This is a genomic window from Micrococcoides hystricis (genome assembly GCF_042434215.1).
GTDB lineage: Bacteria > Actinomycetota > Actinomycetes > Actinomycetales > Micrococcaceae > Micrococcoides > Micrococcoides hystricis.
In genome coordinates, this window is sequence record NZ_JBHLUB010000023.1 from 1 (window position 1) to 13,066 (window position 13,066).

Annotated in this window: 17 protein-coding genes; 12 read left to right on the forward strand and 5 right to left on the reverse strand. The window is 58.0% G+C overall.

What is annotated here, in order from left to right; genetic code table 11:
• Positions 1-125 precede the first annotated feature (125 nt).
• The 4 genes from ACFFFR_RS04645 (at position 126) to ACFFFR_RS04660 (ending at position 2,885) form a co-directional block, all read left to right on the forward strand.
• Entirely contained in the window at positions 126-593 is a 468-nt protein-coding gene (locus tag ACFFFR_RS04645) for a glycosyltransferase family 87 protein (protein WP_377458395.1), read from the forward strand.
• The gene (locus ACFFFR_RS04650) at positions 481-1,131 is read left to right on the forward strand and encodes a glycosyltransferase family protein (protein ID WP_377458362.1); all 651 of its coding nucleotides are present in this window, start codon (positions 481-483) and stop codon (positions 1,129-1,131) included. The genes ACFFFR_RS04645 and ACFFFR_RS04650 overlap by 113 nt, the downstream gene beginning before the upstream one ends.
• Before the next feature lie 680 nt (positions 1,132-1,811).
• Complete coding sequence (locus tag ACFFFR_RS04655) at positions 1,812-2,291, forward strand: hypothetical protein (protein ID WP_377458363.1); 480 nt, start codon at positions 1,812-1,814, stop codon at positions 2,289-2,291.
• 423 nt (positions 2,292-2,714) lie between these two features.
• Positions 2,715-2,885 (forward strand): hypothetical protein, encoded by a 171-nt coding sequence (locus ACFFFR_RS04660; protein WP_377458364.1) that lies wholly within the window; start codon positions 2,715-2,717, stop codon positions 2,883-2,885.
• Positions 2,886-3,393: 508 nt separating this feature from the next.
• Here the strand turns inward: ACFFFR_RS04660 and ACFFFR_RS04665 are convergent.
• Positions 3,394-3,777, reverse strand: a complete 384-nt coding sequence (locus tag ACFFFR_RS04665) for a PLD nuclease N-terminal domain-containing protein (protein ID WP_377458365.1) — start codon at positions 3,775-3,777, stop codon at positions 3,394-3,396.
• A gap of 40 nt (positions 3,778-3,817) precedes the next feature.
• Here ACFFFR_RS04665 and ACFFFR_RS04670 point away from each other — a divergent pair, with 40 nt between their 5' ends.
• On the forward strand, positions 3,818-4,069 hold the full coding sequence (locus ACFFFR_RS04670; protein WP_377458366.1) for a DUF4229 domain-containing protein: 252 nt from the start codon (positions 3,818-3,820) through the stop codon (positions 4,067-4,069).
• Positions 4,070-4,076: 7 nt separating this feature from the next.
• Here the strand turns inward: ACFFFR_RS04670 and ACFFFR_RS04675 are convergent, their stop codons facing one another.
• Genes ACFFFR_RS04675 through ACFFFR_RS04685 form a run of 3 tightly spaced genes read right to left on the reverse strand, consistent with a single transcriptional unit; the run spans position 4,077 to position 7,053 of the window.
• Entirely contained in the window at positions 4,077-4,964 is an 888-nt protein-coding gene (locus ACFFFR_RS04675; RefSeq protein ID WP_377458367.1) for a 1,4-dihydroxy-2-naphthoate polyprenyltransferase, read from the reverse strand.
• Between the two features lie 6 nt (positions 4,965-4,970).
• Positions 4,971-6,065, reverse strand: coding sequence for an o-succinylbenzoate--CoA ligase (gene menE, locus ACFFFR_RS04680; RefSeq protein ID WP_377458368.1), 1,095 nt, complete (start codon positions 6,063-6,065; stop codon positions 4,971-4,973).
• 13 nt (positions 6,066-6,078) lie between these two features.
• The gene (locus ACFFFR_RS04685; protein ID WP_377458369.1) at positions 6,079-7,053 is read right to left on the reverse strand and encodes a 1,4-dihydroxy-2-naphthoyl-CoA synthase; all 975 of its coding nucleotides are present in this window, start codon (positions 7,051-7,053) and stop codon (positions 6,079-6,081) included.
• 177 nt (positions 7,054-7,230) lie between these two features.
• Here ACFFFR_RS04685 and ACFFFR_RS04690 point away from each other — a divergent pair, with 177 nt between their 5' ends.
• From ACFFFR_RS04690 to ACFFFR_RS04720, 7 genes are all read left to right on the forward strand, one after another.
• Complete coding sequence (locus ACFFFR_RS04690; RefSeq protein WP_377458370.1) at positions 7,231-8,454, forward strand: thiolase family protein; 1,224 nt, start codon at positions 7,231-7,233, stop codon at positions 8,452-8,454.
• 5 nt (positions 8,455-8,459) lie between these two features.
• Positions 8,460-9,257 (forward strand): enoyl-CoA hydratase/isomerase family protein, encoded by a 798-nt coding sequence (locus ACFFFR_RS04695; RefSeq protein WP_377458371.1) that lies wholly within the window; start codon positions 8,460-8,462, stop codon positions 9,255-9,257.
• Positions 9,258-9,277: 20 nt separating this feature from the next.
• A complete protein-coding gene (locus ACFFFR_RS04700) occupies positions 9,278-10,129 on the forward strand; it encodes a 3-hydroxyacyl-CoA dehydrogenase family protein (protein ID WP_377458372.1) in 852 nt (283 codons plus the stop codon).
• Positions 10,130-10,231: 102 nt separating this feature from the next.
• Positions 10,232-10,444 (forward strand): hypothetical protein, encoded by a 213-nt coding sequence (locus tag ACFFFR_RS04705; RefSeq protein ID WP_377458373.1) that lies wholly within the window; start codon positions 10,232-10,234, stop codon positions 10,442-10,444.
• Between the two features lie 18 nt (positions 10,445-10,462).
• Positions 10,463-11,215 carry an SDR family NAD(P)-dependent oxidoreductase gene (locus ACFFFR_RS04710; protein WP_377458374.1) on the forward strand — a complete coding sequence of 251 codons (753 nt, stop codon included), beginning with the start codon at positions 10,463-10,465 and terminating at the stop codon, positions 11,213-11,215.
• A gap of 194 nt (positions 11,216-11,409) precedes the next feature.
• A complete protein-coding gene (locus ACFFFR_RS04715; RefSeq protein ID WP_377458375.1) occupies positions 11,410-11,907 on the forward strand; it encodes a low molecular weight protein-tyrosine-phosphatase in 498 nt (165 codons plus the stop codon).
• A complete protein-coding gene (locus ACFFFR_RS04720; protein WP_377458376.1) occupies positions 11,888-12,691 on the forward strand; it encodes a tyrosine-protein phosphatase in 804 nt (267 codons plus the stop codon). Before ACFFFR_RS04715 ends, ACFFFR_RS04720 begins: the two co-directional genes overlap by 20 nt.
• On the opposite strand, the gene ACFFFR_RS04725 is transcribed toward ACFFFR_RS04720, so the two are convergent.
• Positions 12,688-13,041, reverse strand: coding sequence for a PaaI family thioesterase (locus ACFFFR_RS04725; RefSeq protein ID WP_377458396.1), 354 nt, complete (start codon positions 13,039-13,041; stop codon positions 12,688-12,690). The genes ACFFFR_RS04720 and ACFFFR_RS04725 overlap by 4 nt on opposite strands.
• Between the last annotated feature and the right edge of the window lie 25 nt (positions 13,042-13,066).

Here is a 13,066-nt window from a genome sequence, read left to right on the forward strand (position 1 = left end):
CAAGCCTGGACCGACCGCCACGACCTCACCGCAACGGCATCAACCCAAGCGGCCTAACGAGTTAGAAAACCCGAGCAGCCTGTCCAAAAAACTTGACACAGCCCATCCCACCGCCCGTAGCTTTTGTGTTCTGGACCGCATTGGCAGTTTGCGCACTCGGATGGGCAGTGATTTATGTGGCCAGCAAAACTGGAAGCAGAATAACCGTGTTGCGGGTGTTGCTGCTGATGGGAGCTTTAGCCGCGACAACTGTTGTAGCCCAGCATCTTGTGTTTGGTCAGATCAACGTGTTTTTGGCGATCATGTGTCTTTATGATCTGACTGCCAACCCAGACCGTCGTCCACGATTTTTGCCTCGTGGTTTGTTGACTGGTGTCGCTGCAGGTATCAAACTCACGCCAGGATTCTTTCTGCTGTATCTATTGGTGACTAGACAGTTCCGAGCAGCAGCATGGATGACAGCCTCAGGGGGGCACGGTTTTGATCGGGGGATTGTTGTTCCCCAAGGCAAGCTACGAGTTCTGGACGAGCCATGTGTTTTCGCTGAGCGACAAGGTGGATCTCGGAACGAACTTTGCTTCGAGTGGCAATAACTCGATCGCTGGGATGATGGCTTATTTCTGGCCGGAAGCTCCTTCAACGATCATCATTGCGTTGCTGGGCGCGGCCGGAGCTGGCATTCTCCTGTTAGCACGCAAGCTTTGGTACAGAGACTCTCACATCGAGGCAGTGCTGGTTGTGGGTGCCGGGATTCAACTGCTTTCTCCTGTGAGCTGGATCCATCACTGGGTGTTCTTGGTCTTTGCGGTAGTTTATTTGCTGTTTCGAGGAGTCACACGTAGTTGGGGGATCGCCGCACTTGTTTTCTTGTGGCTACAACCTACCGACCTAGGGGAGTGGCTCTTGGAATCAGCTCACGGAAGCGTGTTCGTAGTGGTAGCCGGAACGTTGTTGCGGGAGGGACTTTTGTTGCTGACCATCCTGTGCCAAAGTGTAATTTTTTGGTCAGCGTTCCGCAGAGGATCCGCCCCAATTGAGGGAGCTGAGCCGGTTCCAGATTGCCAAGATGCGGGTGAGGGGCGGACCTGTGTTGGTGTTTCTAAACAAGAAGCTAACAAAAACTCTCTGTAGGACTATCTCTTGGGGCGGTGCCGCGAGTATTCATGGATAGATCATTTTCCGACTCGGCTGGGTGAATTGGGCTCGGGGCAGGTTGTTTGTGTGTGGCGAGCATTGCGTGATGAACTTCACGTATTTTAAGGGTAGTGACAACAGCGGCTTAAGTTACTCTTTAGTTTGACTTCACATGTCAATGTGGTTTTCTTGGCTGTTCTGCTTTCATACGTGTTTCCATGTGTCCGTACATCCCCGGGCGATGCTCTGTCTGGGAAGGCGATGATTGCCCTCCAATTGGCTTAAGCTCAATTAGGATTCGTTCCTGAGTGAGTGGTACCCACTGGTGTCGTCGCAAGTACCGTACGAGCCAGCAGTCCCGACACACGCTCACAGTGGAGTGCAAGTGACTTGTGGAGGTGGCGGTGGCACGTAGGAAATGCAGCTGGTGGCTGGTGTTTGATGGGGTAGGCAATGCCATAGAGAATGCTGCGGAAATTGAGTCATGGAGGGAACGACGAGAGCCTTCGAAACGGCATCTGTATCGACGGCACCCAGTTTTGCTCCGTATCGGGAACAATCCCTGATTCGGACAAATGGCTGGGTTCATCTACTTGATCGTCCTAGTCATCAACTTGCTAGGTCAGGGAATCCAAACTTATGTGTGGAACTTCCTGAGGTAACAACAGGGAGTATCAATGGGAATACTTGTCTCTGCCGCATGGATCGCGTTGACGCTGGCATACGTGGGTAACTTTATTGCCCGCTTGGATTTGTCGTGGCTTGAAGGCGATACAAGTAGGACCTGCCATTTTCTCAACATGGGAATTCTCTTGTTTCCCTTCCCGGCGATCCCAATCATCTTCGTGCAAGAATTTGGCGGTAGTCTTTTCCGGGCTCTTGCCTTTTATGTGCCGTTGGCTCTGCTGGCCGTGGATATAGCAACTCGGTTCCGCCCTGATCTCCTTGCAGCATGGCTGATCGGCACGGAGGAGAAGATCGGATTGACACCCCTTTTCTTGAAGGCTGATCGTTTGAAAGTGCGGGCAATCAAGCGGTGGAGACGGCCATGGCAAAAATACTACTACCGGTGGCTAACGATTGGCCCCTTGGTGGGTTTGGTTGCTTTTGGTCTTGAATGGTTGATCGTTTACTCACCGTTCAGTGCATGGTGGTGAAGACTTTAAAGCGGTCGGCAAGAATTATCCAGTCAGTACCGATTGTTTCGCACCGTCTCGGTGGTGCGCCAACCGGGTGAAAGCAGCATGCCGGTGGGTTTGATCACCTCTATCGCCTGGATTGTCATGATCCTTGCGTATATTGGCCACTTCATCCTTCGACTAGACCTGCGTTGGTTGGAAGATGAGTATCAGCCGATTTGGTACTTCTTGGGCATGGCTATTTTTCCTCCTGATCCCGAGCATGTTTCTGAACATTGTGACTGAGTTCCACGGTCTCAGGTGGAGAACTATCGGAATCTTCATACCATTTGGTGTGTTGGCTATTGGCCTTGCGACATGGTTTAAACCGGACTTGTTGGCTGCATGGTTGATCGGAATTCACGAAAAACAAGACCTTTGGATGATTCTGAAAAGGATCAGATGAAGTACAAAGCGATCACGCGCTGGCAACGGCCGTGGCGAAAGTACTTCTGGCGGTGGGTATTAATCGCACCACCCTTTGCCGTGTTAGCCGGTTATCTTGAATGGTGGATCGTGAACTCACCGCTGGACGCATGGTGGGATGAATTCTTGGCTCTGTTTGGGGTCTAGAGCGCGATACCTATGTCGATGCCTGTTGAAGAATCGGGACGTAGCTACAGATGCCCGCGAGTCGAGCTACGGGTCAGCAGGTGATGTGGGCATTGGGATTGCAGGCTTGATCGCACAACACGGTTGACGAAATAACCCTTTAAATGGGCTCAGTATTTCGGCATTGATGTTGACTCATGAATCTGAAGTAACTGATCGCAGTCAGTTGGCTCAACCCGAGAGCTAGTTAATCTACGACTGCGGTGAACAGGGTTCTCCTATGCTCACCCTTCGACCAGTACCACCAGATGCCGGCGACGGCCGGTGTCACCAGGGTTACCGGGATTACCTACAGGGGTGCCTGAGCTTGGGCTATCCTTGGCGCTGACGGTCTAGGTGATGAGTAGCCCGCCGACTACGCTGGGTATGGTGACCGGGCAATGTGCCGGACCAGCATTCTGAAGTCGGCCTGTTGGTTGTTGCGCCGCGCGCTCGCCAACCGGGTGACCAGGTTCGTACCTAAGAGCTATCAGCTGTTGTTCGGGTCTTCGGGTTCTCCGTCTTGGTTCTTCCGCAGGTCGTTCTCGAGTTTCCGTAACTCGGCCTCTTTAGCCCGCAACTCGGCTTCCTTGGCTTCCTGTTCGCGCCGGATCCGCAGCGAACGTAGGAAGGCTTCGTCATCATCTGGTGCCCGTTGGCCGGTTGGACGCGGGGCCGGTCTGCCGCCCTTGCCCTTGGTTCCCCACATGATCCACAGCACGGTGCCAGCGATGGGCACCAGAATCACCACAAGTAACCACGACGCCTTGTTGATGTAACGCATATCCCGGCCGGGCGTGCGAATAACGTCGATGACCCCGTAGATCAGGAAACCGACTGCAATGATGATCAGAGGAATAAGGAGCCGTGGCATACTTCCATTTTAGGACAGTGAGAGAGGGTAAACTGTACGGGTGCCTGTTCTGAAGTATTTTCTCATTCGTTTTGCCCTGTTTGCCGTCATCTTTGTCGCGGCAGTGTACCTGCGTGCCGGCTGGATTTTGGCCACGATCGCGGCGGTCATTGGTGCCATGGCGATCGGTTATCTTGCCTTTCCCAAACAGCGTCAAGCAGCGGCCACATACGCGGCTAGCAAAATGAACAGGGGCACCAGTTCTAAGTCCGGCGCGGACGAGGCAGCCGAAGACTCACTGGAAGAACGCTAACTGTTCGCTAGTTGAAGAACAGGGTCTGGATGACCAGCCCACCGCCAAAAAGCAGCCCGAAAGCAAGGTTGATCAACCCGGTCTGCCGCAGCACCGGGATTAGCTGTACCGGGCTCTCCGAGCGGAGCACCGTCCAGCAAGGCTGGATGCACATCGGAATAACCAGCAGGCTCAGCAGCACCCACGGGTAGCTGCCGACCAGTGTGATCGGTAGCAGAATCGCTAGCGCGACCATGAGCACGTAGCTGGTGCGAGCGTGCCCGTCACCGAGCCGGACCGCAAGCGTTCTTTTGCCGACTTCTTGGTCAGTGGGGATATCGCGGATGTTGTTAGCCATGAGCAGCGCTGTGGCGAGCAGGCCGGTCGAGCACGCACCGATGAAGGCCACCAAACTCAGTTGCAGGCTCTGGGTGTACTGGGTGCCCAACACTGCTACGAGCCCGAAAAAGATGAACACGAAAACTTCGCCAAGGCCCCGGTAACCGTAGGGGTTCTTCCCACCGGTGTACCCCCAGGCGGCAATAACCGCGGCGAGCCCGATGATCAGGAACACCCACGCGCCGGAAAGCAGGACCAACGCGAGCCCGGCCAAACCGGCGAGCGCATAGTTCAACAGGGCGGCGTTACGTACCGTCTTAGCCGGTGCAGCCCCGGACGCGGTCAACCGCTGCGGCCCCACACGGACATCATCGGTGCCGCGGATCCCGTCGGAGTAGTCGTTGGAGTAGTTGACGCCGATTTGCAGGAAGAGGGCAACCAGGAGCGCAAGGCCGGTGCGCAGCCAAGAGAAGGCGCCCTGTTCAAAGGCGGCGCCCGCGCCAATGGCGACCGGTGCTACGGCCATCGGCAGGGTCCGCAGCCGAGCACCCTCAATCCACTCACCAATTGTTGCCACGTTTCTCTAGCCTTTCTGAAAGCGTCGGCGAAGTTCCACCCGGTCTACTTTACCCGTGGAAAGCCGGGGGAGTGCCTGGGTGCAAAACCAGTCCTTCGGCAGCGCCGCCGCAGGCAGTTCACCGGCGGCTAGGCGTGCGAGTTCGGCGGTATCCGCGTCCGGGTCTTCGACTGCCGCACACACTTTGGTGCCCCACTGTTCATCCGGAATGCCTACCACCACGACCTCGGCTTGGGTGTGCTTACTGAGGGCTTCTTGCACAGCGGCCGCGGACACCTTGATACCCCCGGTGTTGATGACGTCGTCAATGCGTCCGGTGACGCGCAGCGACCCGTCCGTGAAAGAGCCTTGATCGTCTGTCAGGTAATAGCGCTGGCCGCCCAAATGAACAAAACGTTCGGCATCCAATTGTGGATCCACATAGCCCTCGGCCAACATGGGCCCGGAAAGACAGACGCGTTGTTCGTCAGTGATCTTCACCGTGACTCCAGCTAGGGGGCGTCCGTCGTAGACGCAGCCACCACAGGTTTCTGCCATGCCGTAGGTGCGCACAATTCGCAGCCCTGCCTGCTGGGCCCGCCGGTACAGATGCTCGTGAATCGGTGCCCCACCCACCAGGATGGCATCGAAGCGCGCCGCGCTTTCGGTGCCAGCCCGGTCTTGCAAGACGCGCTGAAGTTGGGTCGGCACCAAGGACACGAGGGTTCGCTCCGCGTCTAGCTGCGCAACACCAGTCCTAAAGGTCTGCGCGGTAAAGGGCCCTGAAGGCAACACCACGGGGGTATGTCCGGCAAACAGCGACCTCGTCAGCACCGCTAGACCCGCAACATAGTTCACCGGCAGGGCCAGCAACCACTGGCCAGAGAATCCAAGATAATCCGCAGTGGCAGCGGCCGACGCCCGCAGCGCCGCAGCTGAAAGGACGGTCTCCTTTGGGGTTCCGGTGGAGCCGGAGGTCCGCACTACAACGGCGGCGTTGGGGAAGCGGTCGAGCACCTCGCTGCGTTCGAGCAGTGTCCCGTCGGCGGTGATTTCTACCGGCGGCCCGGAGCCCTCAAGTGCACGGGCCAAACCGGTGTGCAACTCAGCGAAAGCTGACATGAACCCTGCCGGGTTAGAAGTAGTAGGGGTAGTCGGCCCAGTTTGGCTCGCGTTTTTCTAGGAACGCATCCCGGCCTTCTACGGCTTCATCAGTCATGTAGGCCATGCGGGTGGCTTCGCCGGCAAAGACCTGCTGGCCGACCAGTCCATCATCGATCAAGTTGAACGCGTACTTGAGCATTCGGATAGCCTGCGGGGACTGACCAGCGATGTCCGCGGCGTACTCCAAAGCCACCTTCTCCAAGTCGGCGTGCGGCACCGCTTCATTGACCGCACCAGCATCAACCATCTGCTGGGCGGTGTACTCACGAGCCAAGAAGAAGATCTCGCGTGCCTTCTTTTGTCCCACCTGCCGAGCCAAGTACGCCGAACCATAGCCGGCATCAAAAGAACCAACCGTGGCGTCGGTCTGTTTGAACATTCCGTGCTCGGCGGAGGCCAGAGTCAGGTCAGAGACCACGTGCAAGGAGTGGCCGCCACCTGCCGCCCAACCGTTAACCAGACAGATGACAACCTTGGGCATCATGCGCATTAGGCGTTGCACTTCAAGGATGTGCAGTCGGCCAGCAAGGGCCGGGTCAATGCTCTCGCGGGTCTCTCCGTCCGCGTACCGGTAGCCATCGCGACCACGGATCCGCTGATCACCCCCGGAACAGAATGCGTGGCCGCCATCCTTTTCGGACGGGCCGTTACCCGTCAGCAGCACGGTGGCGACATCTGAGGTCATCCGGGCATGATCCATGGCGCGGTACAGCTCGTCAACGGTGCCCGGACGGAACGCGTTTCGCACCTCTGGCCGGTCAAACGCGATGCGCACGGTCGGTAGATCCTTCACGATTGCCCCGGAAGCATCCCGCTGAACCTGGCGGTGATACGTGATGTCGTCAAAGTCGAAACCCTCCACCACACGCCACTGATAGGGGTCAAAAATGTCAGAAACCTTTTTCGGCAGCTCTACGCCCTGCCCGGCACCTTCTACTGCAGTCACAGTCACCCAGTCTACTCAACCGGTCATGGAAGATCTGTGGGCGTCATATCCGCCCAAGTTGGTCCAAGTGGTTGACCGAACCGTTGCCAAGGTGAAAAGCTTTAGTGAACAACCGTTCAGTAATTCACGTGTGCCATTTTTTCACTCTGGACGGATCACTAACTAGGAGCAATTGAGATGACCGAAGCATTCCTTGTAGGTGGAGCACGTACCCCAGTCGGCCGCTATGGTGGGGCCCTGTCGAGCGTACGTCCTGACGATCTTGCAGCCCTTGCCATCAAAGCCGCCGTAGAGCGCGCCGGAATCGACCCCGCCAACGTTGACGAGGTGATTTTCGGCAACGCCAACGGCGCCGGTGAAGAGAACCGCAACGTGGCCCGCATGGCCTGGTTGCTCAACGGCTACCCAGATCACGTGCCGGGCATCACCGTGAACCGGCTCTGCGCCTCCGGGATGTCCGCCATCACCATGGCCGCCCACATGATCAAGGCCGGTGCCGCAGACATCGTGGTGGCCGGCGGCGTGGAATCGATGTCCCGTGCACCGTGGGTCATGGAGAAACCAGCCAACGCATTCGCCAAACCGGGTCAGGTCTACGACACCTCGATCGGCTGGCGCTTCCCGAACCCGGCCTTCGTCTCCGGTGAATACTCCCGCGACGGCAAGGCTACCTACTCCATGCCGGAGACCGCTGAAGAAGTCGCCCGCGTGGACAACATCTCTCGTGAAGACGCTGACGCGTTCGCTGTCCGCTCCCAGGAACTCGCCGCCAAGGCCATCGAAGCAGGCTACTTCAAAGACGAGATTGTGCCGGTCACGGTGAAGCACCGCAAGGGCGAAACCGTTGTCGATACTGATGAAGGTCCACGAGCCGGTACCACCATGGAGGTACTGGCCAAGCTCCGCCCGGTGGTTGCCGGCGGCGAAGTCGTGACCGCGGGCAACTCCTCCACCCTCAACGACGGCTCCTCTGCCATCATCGTGGCCTCCGAAGCAGCCATCGAAAAGTACGGCCTGAAAGCTCGGGCCCGCATCGTTGACGGCGGATCCGCCGGGCTGGCCCCGGAAATCATGGGTCTGGGCCCGGTCCCGGCAACCGAGAAACTTCTCGAACGCCAGAACCTGAGTGTTGATGACATCGCCGCTGTCGAGCTGAACGAGGCGTTCGCAACCCAGTCGCTGGCCTCGATGCGCCGTCTTGGTTTGAAGGAAGACATCGTCAACACGTGGGGCGGGGCGATCGCGCTGGGACACCCGCTGGGCTCTTCCGGTTCTCGCATCGTGATCACGCTGCTGAGCCGCATGGAAAAAGAACTTGATGAGGCCAAGGGCAAGATTGGCCTAGCCACCATGTGCATTGGCGTAGGCCAAGGCGCCGCGATCCTCGTTGAAGGAGTCTAAACACGGTGACTGATTTCGCTGACTTTGTAGCCCTGACCATTGCCGATGAACGTGAAGACCGCATCCACATCCAGTTGAACCGCCCGGAGGTGCGTAACGCGATCGACCAGCAGATGGTCGACGAGCTGCACGCCGTCTGCGCCGAGCTGGAACGCAACCCCAAGATCTTGATCCTGTCCGGGACCGAGGTCAAGGGCAAGGGCATCTTCGCCTCGGGCGCGGATATCGCTCAGCTGCGCGAACGCCGCCGAGACGATGCACTGGCCGGAATCAACTCCACGATCTTCGACCGGATTGCCAAGCTGCCGCTGCCGGTCATCGCGGCGCTTGATGGCTTCGCGCTAGGCGGCGGTGCCGAATTGGCCTACGCCGCAGACTTCCGGATCGGAACCGCCGAGTTGAAGATGGGCCAACCCGAGACGGGCTTGGGCATCATGGCAGCCGCCGGTGCCACGTGGCGGCTGAAAGAACTGGTCGGTGAACCGCTGGCCAAGGAGATCCTGTTGGCCGGGAAGATCCTTGATGGTCAAGAGTGTCTGAAAGTCGGTCTGATCACCGAGCTTGTCTCCGCGGACAAGCTCATTGACGCAGCCCACGCGCTCGCGGACAAGATCGGCGAACAAGACCTGTTGGCGGTGCGCATCACCAAGGCCGTCTTCCACACCCCGCGGGAAGTGCACCCGCTGGTGGACACGCTAGCGCAAGGCATGCTCTTCGAGTCTGAGGCCAAGTTCGACCGCATGCAGGCATTCCTTGACAAGCGTGAAGCTCGCCGTAAGGCGCGCGAAGACCAAAGTAAATAAATACAAACGGGAGAAAAATGATGACTCAGCTACCAGAAAATGTAGGTGTGCTCGGCGGGGGCCGCATGGGCGCAGGGATTGCACACGGCTTCTTGATCAACGGCTCCAACGTTCACGTCGTGGAGCGCGACGAACAGTCCGCAGCCGCCGCCCGGCAACGGATCGACTCCTCAGTCGCCAAATCGATCGAACGCGGCATGTTGGACGCCAACCTCGATGAGGTCACCCAGCGGCTCACCGTGGGTGTCGACCGCAAAGATTTCGCCGACTGCGGGCTCGTGGTCGAAGCTGTCCCGGAGGACTTCGACCTGAAGGTCACCACCTTGAAGATCGTGGAGGGGTTCGTCCCCGAGACCACCTTTATTGCTTCCAACACCTCCTCCTTGTCCGTGGACAAGATTGGCGCTGAACTGCAGCGTCCGGAAAACTTCATTGGCTTACACTTCTTCAACCCGGTGCCAGCCTCCAAACTCATCGAAGTTGTTGTTGGAGAGAAGACCTCCGAAGAACTGGCTGCCGCAGCCAAGGGTTGGGTCGAAGGGCTGAAGAAGACCGCCGTGGTCGTCAAGGATGCACCAGGGTTTGCTTCATCCCGACTTGGGGTAGCTATCGCGCTAGAAGCCATGCGCATGGTCGAAGAGGGCGTTGCCTCCGCAGAGGACATCGATAACGCCATGGTGCTTGGCTACGGCCACGCCGCTGGTCCGCTGAAGACCACCGACATTGTGGGCCTAGACGTGCGCCTAGGTATTTCCGAGTACCTGCACTCCACCCTTGGCGAGCGTTTCGCCCCACCACAGATCCTGAAGGACAAGGTGGCCAACGGCGAGCTTGGTCGCAAGTCCGGCAAGGGATTCTACGACTGGAGCTAAAGCGACAGTTAGCTGAACCTTAAGCAAAATACCGTGTGTGGCTTGGACTCCGAGAAGGGATCCAAGCCACACTGGGTTAAAGACCTGTAACGAGGTGTCCCCATGAAATTCGGAATCCGCAAACCAAGTATCAAGCGCCGGTTCAAAGCCAAGACCACGGCGCGGGTCAAACGCAAAATCAAGGCCAGCACAAACCCGCTCTACGGCAAGAAGGGCGTCGGTTGGGCCAAGAATCCACGCAAAGCCGCCTACAACAAGGTGTATAAGAAAACCACGGTAGATCCGGCCTCCCTGCTCCGCAAACTGTTCCGCTAACACAAGGACTGATCATTGATGACTGGTATCACTGAAAACAAAGTAGCTCTCGTCACCGGCGCCGGCTCCGGTATCGGCGAAGCCTGCGCAATCGACCTAGCGCGCGAAGGCGCCTCGGTGGTGTGCACCGACCTGCATCTAGAAACCGCCCAGGCCACCGCGGACCAGATCACCGCTGCCGGCGGGAAAGCAATCGCAGCAGAACTGAACACCACCGACGCTCAGGCGCACAAAGACGCTGTGAAGCTAGCCGTGGACACCTACGGGGCACTGCACCTAGCCGTCAACAACGCGGGCATTGGTGAGAACCCCAACGTGCTGGCCGATATGCCCGTGGAGGACTGGCAGAACATTCTCGACATCAACCTCAATGGTGTGTTCTATGGGATGCAGGCGCAGATCCCGGCGATGCTCGAAGCTGGCGGCGGTTCGATCGTCAACATGGGTTCCATCCACTCGGCCACGGCAGTACCGGAGCACTCCGGATATGCCGCCACCAAGCACGCGTTGATCGGGCTAACCCGCAACGCCGCCGTGGAGTACAGTGCCCGCGGCATTCGCAGCAACGTGGTGGGACCGGCTTACATCGAAACCCCGCTGCTAGACGGGCTGCCTGAAGAGGCCAAAGAAGCGCTGGTGACACGCCACCCGATTGGTCGATTGGGCCAGCCGGAAGAGGTCGCTTACCTGGTGACCTTCCTGCTTTCGGATAAGGCATCCTTCATCACCGGGTCCTACCACCTAGTGGATGGTGGCTACACCGCGCCATAAGGAGGCGCCTACTTGCTGGTGGAGTCGAAAGAGAATAGCTAGCTGCCGACTTTCTGGGAGATTCTCCTCAGCGCCGTGCTAGTACCACTACGCTGCCTACGGTTTTGGGCTTTGATTGATCAACGCCCGTTGCCAAACGGTGGTTTCCCGGACATTTGCGCCTGCCTGAGCCGATTACTAGTAGGGTATTTGGCATGCGCATCTTGATGGTTTGTACCGGAAACATCTGCCGTTCCGTGATGGCGGAGCGAATCCTGCAACGCGCCCTTGAAGAGCGTGGCGTAGAGAACGTCGAGGTGGTCTCGGCAGGGATCAGCGACGAAGAGCACGGGAATCCGATTGATCCGCGAGCCGTCCAAATCTTGCGGCACCAAGGCTATCGCACTGAAGACCATGCAGCTCAGCAAGTAACCGAAGACATGGTCAAGAACTCCGATCTGATCTTGGCCATGACAAAGCAGCACGCTAAAGCACTCAACAAGGTTGCAAAGGCAGCCGGTATCTCAAAACCGGAGCGCCGCCAAAAGATTCGACTGTACCGCGAGTTCGGCACCGTTGAGCCTGAGGATGGCAATTACGACATCAATGACCCCTGGTACGGGGACATGGAAGATTTTATCGAAACACTCGACCACCTAGAAGACGGTCTTGAGGGAGTGCTAACCCACATCAATGATCACAACCATCGCTGATCAGCGACGCGCAGCCGCACAAACACGTGAACTGGCTCTAGAGTCCCTGCAGGAGCTCAACATCGGTCTGCCGGTTCCCGCCAGCGGTGACTGGGATGGCGGCGTCAATATCTGGCAGGTGACACCAAAATTGTGGCGAATGGGCCGCAATCACTGGCTGACCGAGCAGGGATGGTCAAACGCGTTCAACGCTGGCGTCGGCCTTAACGTAGACCTACGGACAGCAGTGGAGCTTCCGCCACGACCCCATGATCCGCCAGCGGCTTGCCGGGGCGCAGTAAAGGTTCTGCATCTACCGATCGAAGAACCAGAGTTGCCGGCATACCAAGAACTATGCGCCTCCGAAGGGATTCCCTACCCGAACGCCCCCAAGTATTATCCGCAGCTAATGACATGGTTCGGACCGAAGATCACCACGGTGCTCAACGAAATTGCGCAAGCAGGCTCCGGGGTTGTGATCAACTGCTCCGCGGGACGAGACCGCACCGGATTAATCAGCACCCTAGTCATGATGCTAGGTGGGGCCAGTGATGAGGAAATCTTAGGGCTTCACGCGGCAAGCTGCGCCGGAATCAATGCGTGGCACCGGGTCAGCGGCCGGCCGCATCCGTACGAGTACGGACGTACCGGCACAGAGTTCTCTCACTGGGTGAACGAACACGTTGGGCAGCTTGAACAATTTGTGACGGCACTGCGCAGCACTGATTATGTCGCGAACCTTAGAGCGACCGGACTCCGTGAAGAGAACCTTCGCAAGCTCCAAGTGCCAGACGCCGGAGCTTAGCTCTTCTTTTCCACCACCATGTTGGTGATGCGCATGGTGCACAGCCGTTCCCCGGCTTCGTTCTCGATCAACACTTCGTGGGTGGTCAGGCTGCGGCCCAAGTGAATGGGTGTCGCGGTAATGGTCACGTTGCCTTCGCGAGCCCCCTTGTGATGGGTCGCAGAGACATCAACGCCCACGGCCACCTTGCCCATGGTGGAGGCATGCTTTACCGCTGCCCAAGAACCAACCGCTTCGCCGACCGCCAGTGAGGCGCCGCCATGCAGCAAACCAAAGGACTGGGTGTTGCCCCGCACGGGCATGGTGGCCACGACCTTATCGATTGATTCTTCGACAATCTCGACGCCCATTTTGCGATCCAGATCGCCAAGTTCA